At 50.2% G+C, this 21,194-nt stretch carries 22 protein-coding genes and 1 tRNA gene; 7 read left to right on the top strand and 16 right to left on the bottom strand.

Annotation, left to right across the window (positions count from 1 at the left end; all coding sequences use genetic code 11):
* Positions 1-335: 335 nt before the first annotated feature.
* From R2103_RS01050 to R2103_RS01035, 4 genes are all read left to right on the top strand, one after another.
* Positions 336-695, top strand: a complete 360-nt coding sequence (locus tag R2103_RS01050) for a hypothetical protein (protein WP_317529732.1) — start codon at positions 336-338, stop codon at positions 693-695.
* A gap of 168 nt (positions 696-863) precedes the next feature.
* Complete coding sequence (locus R2103_RS01045) at positions 864-1,556, top strand: complement resistance protein TraT (RefSeq protein WP_317529731.1); 693 nt, start codon at positions 864-866, stop codon at positions 1,554-1,556.
* Positions 1,557-1,699: 143 nt separating this feature from the next.
* The gene (locus R2103_RS01040) at positions 1,700-2,044 is read left to right on the top strand and encodes a hypothetical protein (protein ID WP_317529730.1); all 345 of its coding nucleotides are present in this window, start codon (positions 1,700-1,702) and stop codon (positions 2,042-2,044) included.
* A gap of 147 nt (positions 2,045-2,191) precedes the next feature.
* Complete coding sequence (locus R2103_RS01035; protein WP_317529729.1) at positions 2,192-3,421, top strand: IS256 family transposase; 1,230 nt, start codon at positions 2,192-2,194, stop codon at positions 3,419-3,421.
* A gap of 78 nt (positions 3,422-3,499) precedes the next feature.
* On the opposite strand, the gene R2103_RS01030 is transcribed toward R2103_RS01035, so the two are convergent.
* The 14 genes from R2103_RS01030 to R2103_RS00965 all read right to left on the bottom strand — a co-directional run bounded on the left by R2103_RS01030 (position 3,500) and on the right by R2103_RS00965 (position 16,570).
* Positions 3,500-5,266, bottom strand: coding sequence for a hypothetical protein (locus R2103_RS01030; RefSeq protein ID WP_317529728.1), 1,767 nt, complete (start codon positions 5,264-5,266; stop codon positions 3,500-3,502).
* A 52-nt stretch (positions 5,267-5,318) separates the two neighbouring features.
* On the bottom strand, positions 5,319-5,993 hold the full coding sequence (gene queC / locus R2103_RS01025; RefSeq protein ID WP_317529727.1) for a 7-cyano-7-deazaguanine synthase QueC: 675 nt from the start codon (positions 5,991-5,993) through the stop codon (positions 5,319-5,321).
* Between the two features lie 32 nt (positions 5,994-6,025).
* Entirely contained in the window at positions 6,026-6,682 is a 657-nt protein-coding gene (queE, locus tag R2103_RS01020) for a 7-carboxy-7-deazaguanine synthase QueE (RefSeq protein ID WP_317529726.1), read from the bottom strand.
* Between the two features lie 93 nt (positions 6,683-6,775).
* Complete coding sequence (gene ybgF / locus R2103_RS01015) at positions 6,776-7,696, bottom strand: tol-pal system protein YbgF (protein ID WP_317529725.1); 921 nt, start codon at positions 7,694-7,696, stop codon at positions 6,776-6,778.
* Between the two features lie 2 nt (positions 7,697-7,698).
* Entirely contained in the window at positions 7,699-8,223 is a 525-nt protein-coding gene (gene pal, locus R2103_RS01010) for a peptidoglycan-associated lipoprotein Pal (RefSeq protein ID WP_317529724.1), read from the bottom strand.
* Between the two features lie 25 nt (positions 8,224-8,248).
* The gene (tolB, locus tag R2103_RS01005; protein WP_411172638.1) at positions 8,249-9,547 is read right to left on the bottom strand and encodes a Tol-Pal system beta propeller repeat protein TolB; all 1,299 of its coding nucleotides are present in this window, start codon (positions 9,545-9,547) and stop codon (positions 8,249-8,251) included.
* 48 nt (positions 9,548-9,595) lie between these two features.
* Entirely contained in the window at positions 9,596-10,654 is a 1,059-nt protein-coding gene (tolA, locus tag R2103_RS01000; protein ID WP_317529722.1) for a cell envelope integrity protein TolA, read from the bottom strand.
* 9 nt (positions 10,655-10,663) lie between these two features.
* Positions 10,664-11,077: a protein TolR gene (gene tolR / locus R2103_RS00995; RefSeq protein WP_317529721.1), complete on the bottom strand. Its 414-nt coding sequence runs from the start codon at positions 11,075-11,077 to the stop codon at positions 10,664-10,666.
* A 19-nt stretch (positions 11,078-11,096) separates the two neighbouring features.
* Positions 11,097-11,777: a protein TolQ gene (gene tolQ / locus R2103_RS00990; RefSeq protein WP_317529720.1), complete on the bottom strand. Its 681-nt coding sequence runs from the start codon at positions 11,775-11,777 to the stop codon at positions 11,097-11,099.
* Positions 11,774-12,184, bottom strand: a complete 411-nt coding sequence (gene ybgC / locus R2103_RS00985; protein ID WP_317529719.1) for a tol-pal system-associated acyl-CoA thioesterase — start codon at positions 12,182-12,184, stop codon at positions 11,774-11,776. Before ybgC ends, tolQ begins: the two co-directional genes overlap by 4 nt.
* A 45-nt stretch (positions 12,185-12,229) precedes the next feature.
* Positions 12,230-13,117, bottom strand: a complete 888-nt coding sequence (gene cysM / locus R2103_RS00980) for a cysteine synthase CysM (RefSeq protein ID WP_317529718.1) — start codon at positions 13,115-13,117, stop codon at positions 12,230-12,232.
* Between the two features lie 129 nt (positions 13,118-13,246).
* A complete protein-coding gene (locus tag R2103_RS00975) occupies positions 13,247-13,534 on the bottom strand; it encodes a ComEA family DNA-binding protein (protein WP_317529717.1) in 288 nt (95 codons plus the stop codon).
* Positions 13,535-13,735: 201 nt separating this feature from the next.
* A complete protein-coding gene (locus tag R2103_RS00970) occupies positions 13,736-15,388 on the bottom strand; it encodes a hypothetical protein (protein WP_317529716.1) in 1,653 nt (550 codons plus the stop codon).
* Positions 15,389-15,430: 42 nt separating this feature from the next.
* A complete protein-coding gene (locus R2103_RS00965) occupies positions 15,431-16,570 on the bottom strand; it encodes a Do family serine endopeptidase (protein WP_317529715.1) in 1,140 nt (379 codons plus the stop codon).
* Positions 16,571-16,651: 81 nt separating this feature from the next.
* On the opposite strand from R2103_RS00965, the gene R2103_RS00960 reads away from it, so the two are divergent.
* Together R2103_RS00960 and R2103_RS00955 are read left to right on the top strand one after the other, a co-directional pair.
* Complete coding sequence (locus R2103_RS00960; protein WP_132427195.1) at positions 16,652-17,398, top strand: Nif3-like dinuclear metal center hexameric protein; 747 nt, start codon at positions 16,652-16,654, stop codon at positions 17,396-17,398.
* Between the two features lie 238 nt (positions 17,399-17,636).
* Positions 17,637-18,839, top strand: coding sequence for a murein transglycosylase A (locus tag R2103_RS00955; protein WP_317529714.1), 1,203 nt, complete (start codon positions 17,637-17,639; stop codon positions 18,837-18,839).
* Between the two features lie 52 nt (positions 18,840-18,891).
* Here the strand turns inward: R2103_RS00955 and R2103_RS00950 are convergent, their stop codons facing one another.
* Both R2103_RS00950 and R2103_RS00945 read right to left on the bottom strand, forming a co-directional pair.
* The gene (locus R2103_RS00950; RefSeq protein WP_317529713.1) at positions 18,892-19,614 is read right to left on the bottom strand and encodes a DsbC family protein; all 723 of its coding nucleotides are present in this window, start codon (positions 19,612-19,614) and stop codon (positions 18,892-18,894) included.
* Positions 19,615-19,641: 27 nt separating this feature from the next.
* Positions 19,642-20,811, bottom strand: coding sequence for a UbiH/UbiF family hydroxylase (locus tag R2103_RS00945; protein WP_317529712.1), 1,170 nt, complete (start codon positions 20,809-20,811; stop codon positions 19,642-19,644).
* A 227-nt stretch (positions 20,812-21,038) separates the two neighbouring features.
* On the opposite strand from R2103_RS00945, the gene R2103_RS00940 reads away from it, so the two are divergent.
* A tRNA-Met gene (locus R2103_RS00940) sits at positions 21,039-21,114 on the top strand.
* The last annotated feature ends 80 nt before the right edge of the window (positions 21,115-21,194 follow it).

Raw genomic sequence — 21,194 nt, 5'->3', positions numbered from 1 at the left:
TGATCCAATCCACGCGTCAATCATCCTTGATGCTAAAATTAAAGCCGCTGTCGCTCAAGATATCTTAATCTTAATCAAGAAAAATTCCAGCACGAAGCGTAAGCTGGGCAATCCAAGACACTGTATTTGAAATAAATGATATGTAAAATTTTCCTTGTTTTCTCACGAACAATCGACGCGAATGTTAGTCTCAGGAATGAAGTTGGCTTGCTGTCCGCTCCATTCGGCTGGAGCGGACAGCTGAGGAGTTCAACGATTTCTCAAGCGAAAATTTACAATAACTGACTTCATAGTTGATAATATCATTTCACTCACCCTGGATTAGGAGGTATTCCATGCGTACAATCCCAGTCATCGTTATTTTTTATGCGGTTTTACTGACGTTCTTTACGAGTAGTACCTTTGCAGGGCAAGACATCAGTGAGATTCAGCGGCAATTTAATGCCGAAACCGCCAACAAACGCTTTAGTGTCCCGACCGATGCGGCTTTGACATCGGCGCTTAAGGAAGCAACGCAAAGAGGCACACCGACCCGGACACAAAGGGTTACGCAAAGTTGCGTGGGTTTCGGCTGCGGCGCACTCGGGGGATATGGTAATTTTGGTTACGGCAGTTATTTCGGCGGGTACGCGCGCCCTTATTATGGCGGCTTGTATGGCGTAAATAGTTATTTGCCGTATTACTATGGCTGGTAACATCTGACCGTTATATTCAAAAATAACCGGCAATCGGATTTGATCAATCAAGCTATTTAATTTTTTAACCATCGAAAGGGAGATGAAATGGGTTACTCCATGAACAAGAATACCGGGATATTGACAGGCATCATGCTATGTTCTTTGATCTTAAGCGGATGCGCCGCAGTGCATACATCCATCGCGAAAAAAGATCTGGATGTGCAAACCAAAATGAGTGACTCCATTTTTCTGGACCCCATTGAACCGGATAAAAAAATTATCTACTTGAATGTCCGTAACACCTCCGATAAGACCAACTTCGATATCACCGCTACAGTCGCCCGGGCGCTGGAAGGACGCGGTTACCGCATCACCACCAATCCCAAGGAAGCGCATTATTGGCTGCAAGCGAATGTACTGAGCGTTGACAAAGCCAGTCCGACCGCGGCGGAATCTGCTCTGAGAGCAGGCTATGGCGGAATGGGCAGCGCCGCCTTGGGCGCCGCCGTAGGAACAGCCACTGGCGCAGCCATCGATGGCTGGAGCGGTGCCGGTATTGGCGGATTGGCCGGTGCTGCGGCGTTTGGTCTGGCCGGCACACTTGCCGATGCAGCGGTCAAGGATGTCACATTCATGGCGATTACTGATGTCGAGATCGCTGAGCGCGCCGAAGAAGGCGTCATCGTCCGTGAAGACCGGCAACAAGATGCTAAGCAAGGTGTTGGCGGCGCCAGAAGGCAATCGTCCACCAAAGTCAGCGAAATGAACAAATACCGCACCCGCGTCGTCAGTACAGCCAACAAGGTGAATCTGCAATACGAAGAAGCGGCGGCGGAATTGACCAATGGATTGGCACGCTCTATTTCTGGATTGTTCTAACACTCCATAAAGGGGGCCGGTTCAACCCCGTATGTTCTCCAGTTTTGCTATGCAATGAAACTGGAGAACATCACCCGGTAGCCTTTTCGCACTCAATACAAACGCATTGAAGTTGAATCTTCTACCAAAACTAGGAGCGTATAATGTCCTCAAAAACAATCCCTGCAATACTGACTTTGGTTCTAGTGTTCACGGCTTCTGTCGCACACGCGCAAAAGAACAATGCAGCCGCCGAAGGACGCGAGGTGATCAACCGCATGACGAAAGAACTGGAATTGAGCGACACGCAACGCAGCAAAGTTGAAACCATTCTCAACGCGGAAAAAAAGAAAGTTGAAGCTGTGTTTAACGAAGAGCGGAAAAAATTGCAGTCCATCCAGGAGGAAACACGATCCGGCTTGAAAGCGGTTCTGACACCGGAGCAAATGGAAAAACTGGAAAACAAAATCCGTCAGGAAAGCAGCAAAAATGCGAATCAGAAGAAATAAACACTGAACGCCTACGTGCTATTGCAATAAGAACTCTTCTATACAATGACAAGAAAAGGGTAACGGAACAATTCCGCTAGGGGGTGTAAATAATTTTGTGTAAATGGTCATATTGCAGGAAACTGCTTATATATTTTTGGAGTAAAAATGACCACACCCAAACCCCTGCCAACCGGCTTAATTGATAGCCTGCTGGCCGATTACAAAAAGCCAGAAGATTTAATCGGTGAGCATGGTCTTCTCAAGCAACTCACCAAAGCGTTGGTTGAACGTGCCTTGCAAGCAGAAATGGCCGAGCATCTCGGTCACGATAAGCACGAAACGGTAGTCAATGCCACTGGCAATACCAGAAATGGTAAAAGCCGTAAGACCCTGAAAGGTGAATTCGGTGAGTTACCCATCGAGATCCCCCGTGACCGTGAGGGCAGCTTCGAGACTCTGATCATTTCCAAGCATCAGACCCGCTGGGCGGGCTTTGATGACAAGATCCTCTCGCTGTATGCCCGTGGCATGACAGTGCGTGAAATCCAACAGCACCTCACTGAAATGTATGGCGCCGAAGTATCGCCTACGCTCATTTCTACGGTCACTGATGGCGTAATGGATGAAGTGAAGCAGTGGCAATCCCGGCCTCTCGATGCGGTGTATCCTGTGATCTATCTCGATTGTATCCATACCAAAGTTCGTGACGCTGGTAGCGTTCGTACCAAAGCGATTTACCTGGCGATCGGCATTAACATGGAGGGCCATAAAGAAATACTGGGCTTATGGATTGCTCAGACCGAGGGTGCCAAGTTCTGGCTCAGCGTTGTCACTGAACTCAAGAATCGTGGCGTGCAAGATATCTTTATCGCCTGTGTCGATGGCTTAAAGGGCTTTCCCGAAGCGATTGAAACCGTCTATCCACATGCCATTGTACAACTCTGTATCGTGCACATGGTTCGTAATAGTCTCAACTACGTCAGCTGGAATAAACGCAAGGAAGTAGCTGCTGATTTACGTTTGGTCTACAGCGCCGCCACGATTGATGAGGCTGAGCACGCGTTAGCCGGCTTTGAAGATAAATGGAACAATGCTTATCCACCAATCGCCCGATCTTGGCGCAATAACTGGCAACGCATCATTCCATTCTTCGACTACCCGCCTGAGATACGGCGCATCATTTATACCACCAATGCGATTGAGTCAGTCAATATGAGCCTACGCAAAGTCAGCAAAAACCGTGGATCGTTTCCCAACGATGAAGCCGTGATCAAATTGTTTTATTTGGCTCTCAGCAATATCGCCAAAAAATGGTCTATGCCACTAAGAGATTGGAAACCGGCACTAAACAGGTTTACTATTCAATTTAACGAAAGAATGCCTCGGCATTATTAACCACCGTTTACACAAAATCTAGGACACCCCCTACCCGCATCTAACGAGCATGGCGCGTTTATTTGCTGCTTCTGGAAACTATGAACCTGTCAGACTTTCCAGGAATTGAAGCGTGTTGTCGATGGTATCAATGCGTTGTGGGCTGGACCCGAATGCATCACCCAACACGAATACCTCCCCGTTCTTGATGCCGATATAAGTTTTAGTGGCTGGATAGTAGCGATAGACAAATCCTTCCAATAATTGATTATCAACATTTGATGGAGAAAATTGCTCGGGAAATAACTGCTCCGCCAGACTGAAGATTCTTTGTTCCTTACTATCATCCGTAATCAATAAAATGGCGACATTTGAACTGCTATTTAAAGAAGCACGGAATACAATTTCACCAGTATCGCTAAACCACGATGACTGCCCTCCTGCGGTTGATAAAGTCACAGCTTTGGTAGGAAAAAGATCAATGTCTCTGAGAATATATTCTACGTTGTTTATGGAACACTTCATGCCGTCCTGGGCAATCAATCTGGGCCGTTCGGTACCGGTTCCGCGCCACATGGCAAAAACATTGCGTCTTTCTAGCGCATTAGCAGAGTAACCAGTAAAAACATATTGCTCGGCGTTGTTGATGGCACGATTTGAAAAAATATTGTAATACCAGCTCGGATCGAAACCGGGTGGTTGATCATTCTTAGCTGCAATCGTAGTCAGTTGTGTAGCTCCCGTTCCTTTCGGATCGTCATATGGTTGTATTTCCCTCGGCTTTCCGGCTAACAATACATCCAAACCGTTTGCAATAACGGGAAGCATCGAATAGCCAAAATTAGCAAAATTAGAGTCAAGAAAAATTGCAGGAAAAATTAAATTATCTGATTTTTCTTTTAACCCCTCTCCACCTAAAAGTAATAATCTTGGTTCATTCAAACCATTTTTAATCCATATACTATTATTTGTAGATCTGGAAGAGATAATTTGAATCAATTTCGCAGTAAAAATGATTTCATCCTGATCGTTAATTTTTGGCGGGGATTCGGTCAAACTTACCCCGAATACTGCGTCCGGCATTCCAGGCACCGGATCGCCATCCGCTACAAGCAGTTCTGTCTTTCCATTGCTCCATTTAAATACACCGCCTGAAAAGCATTTCTTTTTGTCTCCACTATAAAGCGTTGCATTAAAAACTACATTCCCCGTTTGATTGATACCTACTGAACCAGGAACATAAACAGCAAGAGAGAAATAGTTGCAATCTCCTATCGTTGTGGAAATGCGTTCAATTTTCTCGAAATCCCAAAACCATAACGCAGCTCCAGCAGTAGTCATACCGCCTAACACAACCCCCGCGTCCGAAATGGCAAGCGGGGTAACTTCACCAACAACTGTTCCCGGCGGAAAACCAGGCGCTTGATCGGTCGCTTTTAAAATTCCTTGCGTAACACCATTGCGGTAAACCAATGCAGTATTGCGAGTAATTGCTCCTTTCAATGTTGCTGAAAAGGCAACCGCTCCTGAGCGACTTATTAAAAATGAACTCGATACATCGCTAAAAAACACATTCCCGGGAAAACCGGCAATCGTGTCATTTTCCTTGATGATCGCCTCCAGATCCCCAGGCAGTCCTGCCCAAGCCGCCTTTGTATAAGCTCTTCCATCAAAAGCTAACCCTGCAAAAGCGACATGACCTGACGGTCCGATGACCGGTTCCTGCAAATTCTTATAACTAAAATGCGATGGAAAACCTGCTGCAGTCTGGTCAACTTTGGCAACCAGCTTGATGTCGGCACCAACGGGTGCAGCAAGAAAGAAACTCGCCAATCCGATTATTTTTATAAGATTTCTTAACTTCATATATCTCCTTATAGTTATAGTTATTGAAAACAAAAAATCATTTAAAGAAAACTTAAGCAAGGTAACTCACTGGATCGCATTTTCCCGCCGCCGCGAACCCCGCTTTACGAATCCGGCAGGAATCACAGACGCCGCAAGCGTGTCCCATTTCATCCGCTTGATAGCACGAAACCGTCAAGCTGAAATCCACACTCAAAGTAAGCCCTGCCTGGATAATTTCTTTTTTGGACAAATGCATCAGTGGCGTATGAATGGTGAGTTTCTTGCCTTCAATTCCTGCTTTGGTCGCCAGATTCGCCATTTTCTCGAAGGCTTGAATGTATTCCGGGCGGCAGTCCGGGTAGCCGGAATAATCGACGGCGTTCACACCCACAAAAATATTCTGGCATTGCAGCGTTTCCGCCCAAGCTAGCGCCAGTGACAGCATGATGGTATTTCTGGCTGGTACATACGTAACCGGAATGTCCGTTTCTGCTCCACTTGTTGGCACTTCGATGGTCTGATCGGTCAGCGCTGATCCGCCAAAAGCGGTGAGATCCAGCTTAATAATTTGATGTGCAACCGCCCCCAATGATTGTGCGACTTTGCGCGCCGCATCCAATTCCGACCGGTGCCGCTGGCCGTAATCGATACTCAGCGCATAGCATTGATAACCCTGGTCGCGTGCAATCGACAAGGCCGTTGCGGAATCGAGACCGCCGGAGAGTAATACCACCGCTTTCTTCATGATTTAATCCAGCTAGGAAAACACTAAAAACTTCACCGCCCCGGCCCCTCGCCCCACAGCAGCTTATGCAATTGAACCTGCATCCTGACCGGCAATTCATCGCGCAATATCCAAGACGCCAATTGGGCGGGATCGAGGCTTTCATAAACGGGGGAAAAAAGGATCGGGCATATCGGCTGTAATTGGCTGCTGCGAATAATCTCACAAGCCCATTGGTAATCGGCCTCGTCGCACAGTACAAACTTGATTTCGTCCTGCGGTGTCAGGTATTCGAGATTACGCCAGTTATTTTTGGAGACTTCACCCGAACCGGGTGTTTTGATATCCATGATCTTGGATACTCGCGTATCGACATGAGATAAATCGAGCGCGCCGCTGGTCTCCAGCGATACGGAATAATGCGCATCGCATAACGCTGTCAGCAAAACCAGGCATGCCTTCTGCGCCAATGGCTCGCCGCCGGTGACGGTCACATAGCGCGTTTTATACCGGGCTACCTGACGCAGTATCTCCGCGATCGATAGGTTCTCACCGCCGCTAAAAGCATACGCAGTGTCGCAGTAGCCACAGCGTAACGGGCATCCCGTCAGGCGTACGAACACGGTCGGCAAGCCAATTCTGCTGGTTTCGCCTTGTAAGGAAAAGAAAATCTCACTGATACGCAAGACTGTTGTCTCTAACGCTTGCATGATGTTGGATCGCTTGGAGAAAAAGACCGATTATATTGCTTTGCAGGTAATGCGGGAAACTACGATTGAACAGCTAGGGGTAAAACTGGGCGTTTATTTGATGTTAGCCAGACGTTGTTTGGCTTTTTTGGCGGCATCGCTCTGCGGGTATTTTGCCAGCAAATTTTCCAGGGTTTGCTTGCTTGCCTTGCTATCGCCCATTTCCAGTTGACTGGAAGCGATGTTCAAAAATGCATCCGGCACTTTGTTGCTGGCGGGGTAATTGCTGATCAATTTTCTTTGCGCATCGATCGCTAATTGATAATCGCGCAGAGCATAGCGCGCATTGCCGATCCAATAAGCAGCACCCGGCGCTAAATTGGATTGCGGGTAATTTTCCAGGAAGCTCTCAAATTGCGCGATTGCATTAGCGTATTCACCGTTCTTGAACAAATCAAACGCTGCTTTATAAGCACCACTTTCTGTAGTTCCCGGTGGAGTCAGCTCATTCGCGGCTACCGCAGCGGAATCCTGAGTCGCGGAAGCATCCGCGGCTTCGGATGACGGCGATTCCGGTATTACCGTATCGGCATCTAGCGGAGGCGCGGCGGCGGCTTGTTCGCTTGGTGAAGGTGAAGGCGCAGCCGCGCTGCCGGGTGCGCCTTTGTTGGGCTCAAAGTGAGAAGAAGGGGATCGCTTTTGAGGAGATTGCTGTTCGATCTGGCGCAGGCGATTATCCAGATCAATATAGAAATCCCGCTGCCGTTTTTGTAACAGCGCATTATCGTTACCCAGCATTTCTATTTGTCCGTTGAGCTTTCCCAATTCCTGTTCCAGCGTTTCAACTTTTGAATAAAGCTCGAGTAAAGCCTGGCTGTTCAGCGCCTCTTCCATCTTGGCAATACGCGCTTCCATTTCTTTCACTTGTTTACGTAATGCGTTAATCTGCTCGCGTGCCTCATCATCGCCAAACAATGCGGCATAACTGACATTACAGCTCAGCAATACCAGCAGAAGGAAAGCGCGTATCAGCATGTTTATTCACCCCGGTACAGGATGTCGGTACGGCGGTTCTGACTCCACACCGATTCACCATTTCCCAGCGCGCGCGGTTTTTCTTCGCCCAGACTGACCGATTCAATTTGCGCATCACGGGCACCGGCTAAAGTCATCATGTTTTTAACGCTATCGGCGCGGCGTTGACCTAAAGCCAGATTGTATTCACGGCTGCCGCGGTCATCGGTATTTCCTTGCAGGATTACGCTGGCGCTGGCGTTGTCGCGCAAGAACCGAGCGTGTGACAGCACCAGTTCGCGGTATTCGCCTTTGACGCTATAGCTATCGTAGTCATAATAAACGCTGCGTTGCGACAGGATACTGTTCGGATCATTCAATTGACTGAAATAACCCGGTCTGCCTGAGCCGGATCCGCCTAAATCGCTGCCGCCCAAACCGGCGCCAGCGCCCGAGCCTGCGGTAAGATCATCCACTTCGGGTTGCGTTGTTTGGCTGGCGCACGCTGATAACAAAACGATCAATGAAATACCTAATAGTTTTCTCATTTATAACTCCTTTAAAATAAAAATATTACTTCCAAGTTGGTAAGGGACCCCAGGCCGGTTCCCGGATATCGCCGGTCTGTACTGTCAGATGCTGCCTCGTCTGCCCATCCCTGGAAACAGCGGATAATATACCATGCCCGTTAATCTCGGTTGCATACAAGATCATCTTGCCATTAGGGGCAAAACTGGGCGATTCGTCGAACTTGGAGTTTGTCAGTATCTGCACTTGGCGCGAACCGATATCCTGAACCGCGACATTGAATTGGCCATTGTTACGGTGGATGAAAGTGAAGCTTTTACCGTCCTGGCTATAATCCGGGCTGACATTGTAGCTACCCTCGAAAGTGAGCCGTTCGGCATTGCCGGATTCCGAATTCCCTACCGCCATGCGATAAACTTGCGGACTGCCGCCACGGTCGGAGGTGAACAAAATATACCGTCCATCCGGCGAAAAATTGGGTTCCGTATCGATCCCGGAACTCCGGCTCAACCTTTGCAAGCCGCTGCCATCGGCATTCACCAGAAAAATCTGCGATCCGCCTTGGCCGGTCAATACCACAGCCAATCGTTTACCATCGGGCGACCATGACGGTGCGCTGTTGCTGCCTTTGAAGCTGGCCACCGCTCTGCGCTCCCGGGTTGCCAATGTCTGCACGTAGACAATCGGTTTTTTATTTTCAAAAGAAACGTAGGCCAGTTGCTTACCGTCAGGCGACCATGCTGGTGAAATGATCGGTTCGGTATATTCAATGATCGATTGCGCGTTATAGCCATCGGCATCGGCCACCTGCAAGGCATACTTGTTGCCGCGTTTCAATACATAAGCGATTCGCGTGCTGAAAACACCCACATCGCCGGTCAACGCTTCATAAATGACATCCGCAATCCGATGCGCCGCGGCGCGCAATTGTGACGTGGTAACCGTGATCGCCAAGCCGGTCAGTTGCGATTTCTTGGCCACATCCATCAAACGGAATTGTATTTCCACCTGATCGCCGGATACTGCAGCCACACGGCCGATCACCAATGCATTGGCGCCACGGTTGGCCCAGTCGGGATACACGACTTCCACCGGCGCATGCGGCGATAACCCTGCGGGGTCGATCAGCCTGAACAATCCGGTGCGTTGCAAATCAGCGCCAATAACCGCCGTGATGCTTTGCTGCAGTTTATTTTCATCGGCGAAAGGAACGATCGCAATCGGAATACGGGATGCGCCACCGCCAAAAATTTCGATGTTCAGTTGCGCATGCGAGTGTGCGCTGATCAAGCATAAAAGCAGAATCCATGCGGCACGAATAGATTGGAACCAATTAATTGACATAGGCATTAAATTTTCAAAAAACAAAAAATTACCGGCTGATTATAACAATCATTCACGATAATGCACGGTAATATTCAGGTTGCGAAACTCATTAAACAGTGCAGGATCAGGTGGTAACGGCAACGGTTTTGACAAAAAGATCGCCCGCTCAACCGCGCTATCAAAAGACGCGTGTCCGCTACTCTTGATTAATTTGACATCAAGAATATCCCCGCCCGGCAGCAAGGTCACATTGAATTCAACAATCGGATTACCCGGCAAGTCCGGCGGCATCACGGTTCTACTCCTTATTTTGGCCTTTATCAGGGAAGTATACTTGTCGATTTCCCCCTTCACCTGACTCTTTGCCGCAGCCTGTTGCGCTGCACGTTGCGCTTCCGCTTCGCGCTGCGCTTTGGCTTCCTGCTCACGCTGCCGTTGCGCCGCCAGTTCTTTTTCCTTCTGTTTCTGTAATTCCTTCTGTTTCTCCAGCGCTTTCTGTTTCTCGGCTTCCTTTTGTTTCGCTATTTCTTGTTGTTTTTCCAGCTCTTTCTGCTTTTCGAGTTCCTTTTGCTTCTCTAACTCTTTCTTTTTCTCAAATTCTTTCTTCTTCTCCAGCTCTTTTTGTTTTTCCAGTTCTTTTAATCTTTCCTGCTCTTTAATTTTTTCCTGTTCTTTTTTCTTTTGCGCTTCCACATCCGGTTTTTCCTTGACCGGCTCCGGTTTCTCCTTCATCGCAATATCCGGCTTTTTGACCGGTGGCGTAACCGCCGCTTTTTGCGGCTCAGGTTTAGCAGGTTCCGGTTTCGGCGGTTCGGGCTTAGGTGGCTCCGGCTTCGGCGGCTCGGGTTTAACCGGTTCCGGTTTGGGGGGCTCTGGCTCGGGTTTCACAGGCTCGGGGACCGGTTTAGGCTGCTTCGGCGGCGCTTGCGTTTTTACCGGTTCCTGCACCGGTTTAGGCAATTCGGTCCAGATATCGACCATCATCCCTTCCGGCGGATGATCTTTCCAGCTCACACCAAAAACCAGTAATGCAATAAACAGCAGATGCACCAGCACCGCCAGCACACCTGCCAATAATGATTTTGGTTCTGAATGGGGGGAATTGCGCGGGTCGCTCGAACTCATGAGCAATCGCTATTTCTGTTGAGCCAGCAAACCGACTTTCTGTACCTGGTTCTGCTGCAGAATATCCATCACTTTGATGACTTCTTCATAGCGTACATTTTTGTCTGCGGCGATGACTACCGGTTGCTCGGCATTTTGCGCTTGTTTTTGCTTGATCGCTTCGATCAGCTGATTGCGATCCACTTTCTGCTCCGTGGCTGACTTGGCCCGATCGCGCAATGTCAGGCTGCCATCCGCCTTAATGATTACTTCCAGCGGCGCCACCGGTGCCGCCAGCGATTTGCCAATTTGCGGCAATTCAATCTGGCCGTGGTTAATCATCGGCGCCGTGATCATAAAAATGATCAGCAACACCAGCATCACATCAATGTAGGGCACCACATTGATCTCATTCACCAATTTATGCTTGGCACGACGCGCCATAACAACCTCTCAATCTCGTTTATTCAGCTGCTCGCCGTTGCAACACATTGGACAACTCTTCCATGAAACTCTCAAAACGCGTCGCCAGTTGATCCGTTCTGCTGGCATAGCGATTGTAGGCCACCACCGCCGGAATCGCCGCGAACAACCCCATCGCCGTGGCGATCAGCGCTTCGGCAATCCCCGGCGCGACATGGGCGATGGTCGCCTGGGTAACACTCGATAAACTGCGGAAGGAATTCATAATGCCCCATACGGTACCAAACAGTCCGATGTAAGGGCTGACCGATCCGACGGTCGCCAGAAACGACAAATGCGACTCCAGATAATCCATTTCCCGTTGATAGGTAGCGCGCATGGCTCTGCGTGTACTTTCCATTACCGCGTCCAGATCGGAACCGGCCGGATGTTTGGTAAACTCGCCGAAACCGGCGGCAAAAATGCGTTCTAGACTGCCCGATTCATAACGCGAACTGATGATGCGTTGATGCAATGCGTTCAAGTCGACACCACGCCAGAAAATATCCTCGAAATCATCGGTTTTCTTGATCTCATAGCGGATGACGAACAATTTACGAAAAATAAACCACCACGATGAAAGCGAAATCAAGACCAGAATCAGCATCACCAGTTGCACCAGCACGCTGGCACTGGTGATCAGATGAAGAAACGACATATCTTGTGTTACTGATGTACTCATGCGACTTTCCCAATTTTCTCACGTAATGGCGCAGGAATACGCACTGGCTTAAGCGTATCCGCACCGACACAAACCACCTGAATCGTGGCACTCACTAGTTTGACATGATTGCATATTATTTCCTGAAATAATGCAATCCGGCTTCTACCGACCTCTGTCACCGCAACCGTTACACTCAACAAATCGTCCAGGATAGCTGGTTTCAAATATTCAACCTCAAGCGAACGTACCATGAACAGTATGTTGTGCACTTCAACCATGGAGTGCACATTGAATCCCAGCGCCCTGAGCCACTCATAGCGCGCCCGTTCCATGAAATTCAGGTAGTTTGAGTGATAGACGACCCCGCCTGCATCGGTATCCTGGTAGTAGACTCGAACGGGCAGCGAAAAATTATCGTTTAACATGACTTCAATACCAGCATGGCAATGATACCGCAACCAGCGCCATCGCTATGCAGCGAAAACACCGGTTGACAAATAGCGATCGCCCCGGTCGCATACAATGAATACGATCACTGCGTTTTCAACCGTAGCGGATACGCGCAAGGCCGCGACCAATGCGCCGCCGGATGAAATACCGGCAAAAATGCCTTCTTCACGCGCCAACCGGCGCGTCATCTCTTCCGCTTCAGGTTGAGACACGTAAATCATGTCATCCACTTGTTTGGTATCGAAAATTTTCGGTAAATATGCCGGTGACCATTTGCGGATACCGGGAATCTGCGCCCCCTCTTCGGGCTGCACACCGATCACTTTAACCGGCGTCGCTTGCTCTTTAAAAAACCGCGAGCAGCCCATGATCGTTCCGGTGGTTCCCATACTACTGACAAAATGGGTGATTTTCCCTTGGGTATCGCGCCAAATCTCCGGCGCCGTGCTTTCATAGTGCGCTAGCGGATTATCCGGATTGGCAAATTGATCGAGAATGATTCCTTGTCCTTCATCGCGCATCTTCTCGGCCAAATCGCGCGCTTGCTCCATGCCGCCGCTTTTCGGCGTCAGAATGATTTCCGCACCGTAGGCGCTCATCGATTGGCGCCGCTCGATACTGAGGTTTTCCGGCATGACCAGCACCATGCGATAGCCCATCATGGCGGCAGCCATCGCCAGCGCGATACCGGTATTGCCGCTGGTGGCCTCAATCAGGGTATCGCCCGGTTTAATCTCACCGCGCTTCTGTGCATGCGAAATCATCGATAATGCCGGCCGGTCTTTTACCGATCCAGCCGGATTATTGCCTTCAAGTTTGGCGAGAATAACATTACGGGTTGTGCCAGGCAGGTGCTTGAGTCTTACTAAAGGCGTATTGCCAACAAAATTCTCAATCGTTTTATACATGAACTTAGACTTTATAACGAATGCTCCAGATTATCGCACAAGCAACCGGCATTGAAACAATGTTATTACGCAAATAAAAACCCCCTCCGAATTTCTTCGGAGAGGGTTTTTTAATCTACCGCCGGAACATTACTCCTGCTTAGCTGGCGCTTCCGCGCTTTTTTCGCCTTCGACGGTAACCGCATCACGCAATTGCTTGAGTGTTCCCGCACCAATTCCGCTCACTTTTGCCAAATCATCAACGGAAGCAAAAGCACCGCTTTTTTCGCGATACTCAATGATCGCTTTTGCTTTAGCGGGGCCAATCCCTTGCAGGGACTCAAGCTCAGCTTGCGAAGCGGTATTGATGTTGACAGCCGCGAACGTGGTGCCAGTAACCAGGAAAAACAAAGTCATTATTAAAAATAATTGCTTCATGCACTCTCCTTATCAAAACAAAAACAAATACTAATGCGCAAGTAAAAAAACGCTTCAGTTTTTGCGGATTAAAAAAACCTGCATACATAAGCTGCTATGTAGGCAGGTTTAAGTGATATCGGATTGGGCTAAAATTAATTTAGCGAGTATGTGAACTTTCAAGCACTTGCGAGAAAAATAACAATTCCTTCATCAAGCCGGTCAAGCATTACGGAAGCGCGAGTGCTTAACGATCAGAATCGTAACGAGTGGCAAAACAAAACCGATAATGGTGACCGTAATCAGTAAATGCCCCAGCTCGCTGTAATCGGCGGGAACCGTGATCTGGCCGGTTGCCATATCTTTCACTTCGCGCTTCACTTCATAAATCTGGTTGAGATACTTGGTGCCCAGTTGCGAAGCCGACAACGCCAGGTTAGTAAACGAGGCCATCACAGCAAAAAAGGTGGCTTTGAGTTTTTCCGGCGCGGAATTGGCAATCCACGCGAGCATCGGAATCATGGCAATTTGCCCCAGCGGAGACTCCAACGCGGTATCGACCAGTGCAATAAAACGCGCATCGACAATGCCGCCCGTGACCGCCGCCGTCCATTCGTGCAGACCAAAGTACATACCGACGATCGGCAGCGACAGGAAGCTGCTCACGATGGTGAGAAAACCGATGATATACGCGATCGAGCGCTCCGCCATGAAACGGCGGAAAATAAACATGCCGAACAGTGTCAGCACGGCGCCGATCAAGGATAAGACCGCCAGAAATTGCTGATCGAACCCCAATTCATCGATCATCCACCAAGTAGAACCTGCGCCGGGACTGGGAATCGCGCGAAAAATGAAAATCATCACGGCGGTTCCAACCAGCACATTGCGCGCATCGGGTTCGAGTTCTCCAGTCAATCGCCACATCAGAAACACGATAATCGCCATGGAAATGGCAAACACGATCTCCTCCCCGCCGGATACCCCACTGACACCAACGCCCAGCGACATGACGGTAAAAACCAATCCGCCGCCGAGAATCCACCAGTTAATCGCGGGCGGTTCCGAATGCATGCCGAGCAATTTATCCACTTCCTGCCGGTTATACCCTTGCGCCTGAAAGTACTTGCGTTCACGCCGCTGCAACCAAGCCGCAAAAACAACCCCGAAAATGGAAACTGCCGGAATGATTAAAGCCAGCTCGTAAACCAACAGATACAACGCATCCTTTTCCACTTCCGGCAAGGATCCGGCATCGCGCAGTAAAACAACGTTGGCAACGGATACCAGCACACCGCCGCCAATGATGGCGACACGCCCCAAAGTCTGCATGGTAACGTGCATCAGTTTGCGTTTTTCCGCATCCAATTTATTGCCGTTCTCATCAACGCGCGGCACCGCTTCAACGGTCATCGCATCGGCAACCACATCCTGCAACACATAGCCGACCGGCGCCAGCAAAGCGGATAACACATACCAAGTTTCAACCGGCGCCATCGCGGCCATGGCTTCGGTGTGTCCGAGCAGGCCGATCATGATAATCAGGCTCAGCATGATCAAGCTGGCGCCCAGATACACTAGCAACCCTTTCCAGCGCCACACTAAGTCGACCAGATGACCCAGCGGCATCTTGAGCGCCCACGGCAACATCATCCAGAATCCGAGCGCCGCCAGGAATTCGGCGGAAAGGCCGAGCTTTTCCTTGACGTAAAATGTGCCCACAATCCCCGTTAAGCCGGAAATACCGGCGGCAACGTACACCATCAACGGCGGCAAGTATGACAAGCGCATTTCCCGCCCGAGCGCCAGAATATTGGCGCTAAACCACTGCGCGATGATGGATAAGAATCCGTTAGCAGGTAATAGATTTTTCATAAATTTTAATTGGCATCATCACATTAGAATGCTGGCATGCGGTTACTTCTGTTTAGGGCGCACGCCTACTTTGATCGGAATCGATTTTTCCTGCTTGTTGCGGATGACCGTAACCGTCACGGTTTCACCCGGCGCCAGCGCGGCCACCACATTCAGCATCTCGGAAGAATTCTTGAGCGCTTTGCCCGCTATCGCAACCAAAATATCGCCCGCCTTGATGCCAGCCTTGTCCGCCGGACCATCTTTCAGCACGCTGGCGATCAATGCACCACCCGGTTCTTCAAGACCGAACGATTCCGCCAGCTCCTGCGTCATGTCTTGCATACTGACGCCCAGCCAGCCGCGAGTCACACCGCCGGTTTGCACAATTTGTTCCATGATCTGTCTGGCAATATGCACCGGAATCGCGAAGCCGATACCCAACGAGCCGCCGCTGCGGGAATAGATCGCTGTATTGATACCGATCAAATTGCCCGATGTATCGGTCAGCGCGCCGCCGGAATTACCGGGATTGATCGCGGCATCGGTTTGAATGAAATCTTCAAAGGTATTGATACCAACCCGGCTTCTGCTCAGCGCGCTGACAATGCCCATGGTAACACTTTGTCCGACACCGAAAGGATTGCCGACCGCCAGCACCACATCGCCAATCTTAACTTGTTGCGATTGCCCGAATGTGATCACCGGCAAATCCTTCAGATCGGTTTTCAGTACCGCCAGGTCGGTTTCCGGATCGGAACCGATCAATTTGGCCTTGGCTTTTCTGCCGTCGAGCAGAGCGATTTCAACTTCATCCGCGGCTTCGACCACATGATGGTTGGTTAGGATATAACCGTTAGCGCTGACGATCACGCCGGAACCCAGGCTCGATGTGCGCTTCGGCCTGGATTCGAATTGCTCGCCAAAAAACCGCCGCAATGCGGGATCGTCCAGCAAAGGATGCGATGGTTCCTTGGTTTCTTTGCTAGTAAAAATATTCACCACCGACGGCATAGCAACTTCCGCCGCTCTGGAATAACTGTCCGGCCTATCCGCTTCAACCGCTGGTGCGGCTTCCCGGATGGTCACGATTTCTCCGCGCGGTTTCAACGGCAGCAACTCCGGCCGTAGCGTGGAAATCACAAAAAAAATAGCCAGCAAAACTGCCGCCGTTTGTGCAAAAATCAACCAGAGTCTGTACATCAAAGTTCGTTACTCCAAAATTAAAATAGCCGCAGAAATGAATTGATTGCGGTGTAGTATATGCACCAAGGAGAAAAATCAATGCATCGAGATGAACTGGAAAATCATCTGAACCAACTACTGGACATATCCCGTTTTCATGATTATTGCCCAAATGGCCTGCAAGTGGAAGGGCGTGACAGCATTCATGTCATGATCAGCGGCGTTACCGCCTCGCTCGATCTGCTGCAAGCCGCTGCCGCCGCGAAAGCGGATGCCATTCTCGTGCATCACGGCTATTTCTGGCGCGGCGAGGATATGCGCATCACCGGCATGAAAAGCCGCCGCATTGCGCTGCTGATGCAGCAGCACATCAATTTATTCGCTTATCATCTGCCGTTGGATGTGCATCCGCATTTAGGGAACAATGCCATCCTGGGGAAAAAACTGGGATTGATCGAAACAGGCCGGTTTGGCGAACAGGACATCGCCGCCCAGGGAGAATTAGCGCAAGTCACAACTTTAAGCGCATTGGCCGAGAAAATATCCCGCACGCTGTTACGCAAGCCGATGATCATCGGCGATCCTGACAAGCCTATCCGGCAGATTGCATGGTGTACCGGCGCCGCGCAAGGTTATTTCGATGCCGCCATTCAGTTGGGTGTGGATGCCTATATTACCGGCGAGATCTCGGAGCAGAACGTGCATGCCGCGCGTGAATCCGGTGTTGCATTTATCGCCGCAGGGCATCATGCGACGGAGCGGTACGGTGTGCAAGCAGTAGGCGATCACATCGCGCAGAAATTCGGCATCCAGCATCAGTTTATCGATATTGAAAATCCGGTGTAACCCAGCCACAGCTTGGCGGTATCTATATCACAGCAGCCGCGGCAAACCTGAAGGAAGGGTTGTCATCTATTGATCCTTGTTGTCATCATCCTGCTTCTTTCTGCCTGAAAACATGGTCCACCAGATGACAAACAAAAACAAACCCAGTGCCACTGCCGCCTCGACTACAAGCCACCACCAATTCATAATGTAAGTTACGCTCAAGTTAAAATCAGACCGTTACTCTAACCAAAATCCGATGAAAAACCAATTAAGTTTTATTATTGCCGCTTCATACCTGCTGCTCACCGCTTGCGCTACCGGAACCATCAGCCCCACGCTGCCGCCCAGCGAACCGGCGGAAACCGTTGCACCGCCGCCAGCGGAAAAACCCCTGACAAAATCGGTTCACAAACGCGTTCAGTGGTCTGCGTTGACCGGCTGGAAACACGACGATCTGCAACCGGCGTGGCAAGCATTCCAAAAAAGCTGCACGGCTTTAAGCAAGCAACCAGCTTGGAAGGAAACTTGCCGGATGGCTGTAGCACTGAAAAAAACCGATAACACCGCGTTGAGAAACTTTTTTGAAACTTATTTCACGCCGTATCAAGTCATCAATACCGATAACACCGAAGAAGGATTGATCACCGGCTACTATGAGCCCCTGCTGAAAGGCAGCCGGAAGCCCTCCAGTCGTTACCGCTACCCGGTGTATGCCGCGCCGAATGATTTACTGACGATCGAGCTGGGCACAGCGTATCCGGAATTGAAAGACCTGCGTTTGCGCGGCCGTCTGAATGGACGCAAAATCGTCCCTTATCACAGCCGGGCGGACATCATGAATAATCCGAAATTGCTGAATGGCTACGAGCTTTTGTGGGTGGAAGACGAAGTTGAATTGTTCTTTCTGCACATACAAGGCTCCGGACGGATCGTGCTCGATAACGGGGAAACGATGAAAATCGGCTTCGCCGATCAAAATGGCCACCCGTATAACTCGATCGGCAAACTTCTGGTCGAGCGCGGCGAATTGCCGCTGGAAAAAGCCTCCATGCAAGGTATCAAACAATGGGGGCAGCAAAACCCTAAAAAACTGCCCGAACTGTTGCAGCAAAACGCCCGCTACGTATTTTTCCGCGAGCTGCCATCCGACTTATCCGGACCGATCGGCGCTTTGGGCGTGCCGTTGACCGCTGGGCGCAGCATCGCGATCGATCCGCAGTCGATCCCGCAAGGCGCACCGGTATTTCTGTCAACCACTTGGCCCAACAGCAACAAGCCGCTAAACCGGCTGATGGTGGCGCAGGATGTCGGCAGCGCTATCAAGGGCGGCATTCGTGCGGATTTCTTCTGGGGATTTGGTCATGAAGCCGGCAATCAGGCAGGAAAAATGAAACAGCGCGGAAAAATGTGGCTGTTGATGCCGCGCGACGCTAAACCGCCCGCACTTTCACGGCAATAAAAAAGCTTGCCGGATTTCCCCGGCAAGCTTTTTTAAACCGTTTGTTTGGAATTTATTTGCTTTTGCTCGCGCTTTCCAGCTTTTCCTCGATGGTCGCAGCGGGAATCATCCCGCCGACAATCGAGCCATCGGCAAAAATCAACGTCGGTGTACCCGTTACTTTATTCTCATGGCCTGATTTCACCAATGCATCCAGCGGTGTGTCGCACTCTGAACTGGATGGCGCAACGCCTTTCAGCATAAAGTCATCCCAGGCTTTGATTTGATCCTTCGAACACCAGATCTTTTTCGACAATTCCATCGACCCTTTCAATACCGGATACAGCAATGTATAGATCGTGACATTGTTGATGCTCAGCAACTCTTTTTCCAATTGTTTGCAATACGGGCAGTTGGGATCGGTAAAAACAGCCATTTTGCGTTTGCCATCGCCTTTGACGATTTTGATGGCATGCTGCAATGGCAGTGATTCCAATGGCACACGCCGCGCCGCTTTGATTTCCTGGATGCGCTCGTTCGTCATGCTCACCCGGGTTTTGGGATTGATCACATGACCGAAGAAGAAATAGTCCGCTTTATCATCGGTATAAAACACTTCATCGCCGACAACCACTTCATACAAACCCAAGTAAGGTGTTTTTTTCAAGCTATCGATAGTGCTCCCGGCAAAATGCGGTTGAATGGCCTTCCTTAATGCTTCTTCATCGGCCCAGGCGGATCCGGAGAAAAAACTGATTACCAGAATTGAGATGAAAAGCTTTAAGCGCGTGGCCATAATGACTCCGGTGTTAGAAAATAAAATTTAATTCAATGCGTGCTGCATCAAGCGATTCTTGATCAGCGGCAAGCGGTTGGTGATCTCCAGCCCGAGATTGCGCAGGCGCGCCAAGGTCGGATTGGAATTATTGAATAGTTTCTGCAAGCCGTCGGTGACCAGTTCCAGCGCCAGAATATCTTCCTTGCGCGCCAGCTCGTAACGCCGCAGCAACATGAAATCGCCGCAATCCGTCCGCATCCCGCGCGCATTGAGAATCGCCGCAAGCTCACGGGTATCGCGCAATCCCAGATTGACGCCCTGCCCGGCCAGCGGATGAATACCGTGCGCTGCATCGCCGATCAGCACCAGCCGCGGTTTGATCAGTTTATCCACATGCACAAAATTCAACGGGAAACCCACGGGCGGGGCAATCAACTGCAATTTACCCAACGTATGCGAAGAAGCTTCTTCCACACGATGGCATAAGTCATCTTCGGGCAAATTACGCAGAAATTCCGCGTGATCCTCGGTCGTCGACCACACCATCGACACCCGCTTATCGGGCAGCGGCAACAACGCCAGCACACCGTCGCGCCGGAACCATTGATGGGCAATCTGGCGATGCGACCGTTCCGTGCTGAAATTGGCGACCACGCCAATTTGGTTATACGCATGGCGCGACACGTCAATCTCCGCTTGCTTGCGCACCCACGAATTCACACCGTCCGCACCTACCACCAAAGCGGCTTCAAGCTGGCTGCCATCGTCCAGTTGCACCTCGACATGCGATTCCTGCCAGGTAATCGCAGTGCATTTCGCCGGACAAAAAATGTGCAGATTTTCATTCAAGGATTTGAGCACTTCCCAAACTGCCGTTTGCAGTTGGCGGTTCTCAGCGATAAATGCCAGCTCCGGTATACCGATTTCGTATGCGCTGAAGTTAACATGCGCGGCATTGTCATCGCCAAACACCGCCATCTCATAAACCGGCGCCAGGCGCTCGGCCTCCATCAACTGCCACACACCTAATTCCTGCAGAAAAGCCGCGCTGCCCGGACTGATCGCATACACCCGGCTATCCCAGCTGTCATCCTGCGGCAACGGCGGTGTTTCGTGCGGCTCTATCAGCGCGATCTTCAAGCCGCTATCCTTCAGCGCAGCCACCAGGCTTGCTCCTACCAGTCCGCCACCGATTACGATCATATCGAATTTCATGGAATTGATTATACAGCCGCTTTGTTATGGACGGGTAACACAAACTTCAACTTCATGATAAGCGTGCATTTCCTGTACTGCGCAGACTCATCGTCCACTCGCTTTAAACCACCGGCCAACATCACCCAATCCCCTGAAAGAACGCATAAACCCTTGTCAAGTCACATTCTTGATCTTGACAAGCCCACCCCTCAAAGGCACAATGCTGCCCTTGCGTTTTAGCATATGGCGAATTAGCTCAGTGGTTAGAGCAGCGGAATCATAATCCGTTGGTCCGGGGTTCAAATCCCTGATTCGCCACCACCTCAAAGCTCCACACCGCTTCAAAAAATCAGCAGCGCTTCAATGGGTTTAAGCGGCGGCAACATCAGTCATCGGGCAAT

It is taken from the genome of Nitrosomonas sp. Is24 (genome assembly GCF_033063335.1).
In the GTDB taxonomy this organism is placed as follows: Bacteria; Pseudomonadota; Gammaproteobacteria; order Burkholderiales; family Nitrosomonadaceae; genus Nitrosomonas.
This window is presented reverse-complemented; position numbering and strand designations above follow the sequence as displayed.